Raw genomic sequence first — 541 nt, 5'->3', positions numbered from 1 at the left:
AAAAGTAGGCAAAAGAAAGCGGCTAACACCGCCAACTCTTCTTCTCGCCTGAGGGCCCCCAACCGGTCCCACGCTTCGCACGGCAACCACGTGACCCACGTTCGTTGCCAGCGCTCTTGCGGTGCGCCTCACCCGCTTCACGCTCCCGTACTACAGCACGCCGTGCCGGCTATTCCACTGCCGCCCAGGTGGCAAACTGTGTGTAGGCCCGTTGTGCTCCTCACGCCTCACTTCGGACCGATAGCGCACCCGTTCCACCCTGTAAGAGCGCCAGGCTATACGACGCGACAACCTACACACAGTTTGCCACCTGGGTGGCACATACCATTTGCTGCCGCTAGCCCTTGTGCGGGTATTTGAAGTAGGTGAGGCGTTTATTCGAAGCGTTGGCAATGCACGCGAACAAATACGCTGCCGTGTGATGCGTGGGGACGTTGGGGGCCCGTGGGTAATAACAGGAATTAGCGGTGTTAGCCGCTTTCTTTTGCCTGGCGGTTTCAAAGGCTAAGTGCAACAGCGGGGTTGATCGCAATATCCTGTT

1 protein-coding gene is annotated in these 541 nt (G+C 58.2%); it reads right to left on the bottom strand.

All coding sequences use genetic code 11. From position 1 onward, the window contains the following. Nucleotides 1-337: 337 nt before the first annotated feature. The coding region (locus SB822_RS54830) for a hypothetical protein (protein ID WP_410858815.1) at nucleotides 338-541 on the bottom strand (204 nt) is incomplete at its 5' end.

It is taken from the genome of Paraburkholderia sp. SIMBA_054, from assembly GCF_046534875.1.
Classification (GTDB): Bacteria; Pseudomonadota; Gammaproteobacteria; order Burkholderiales; family Burkholderiaceae; genus Paraburkholderia; species Paraburkholderia hospita.
This window is presented reverse-complemented; position numbering and strand designations above follow the sequence as displayed.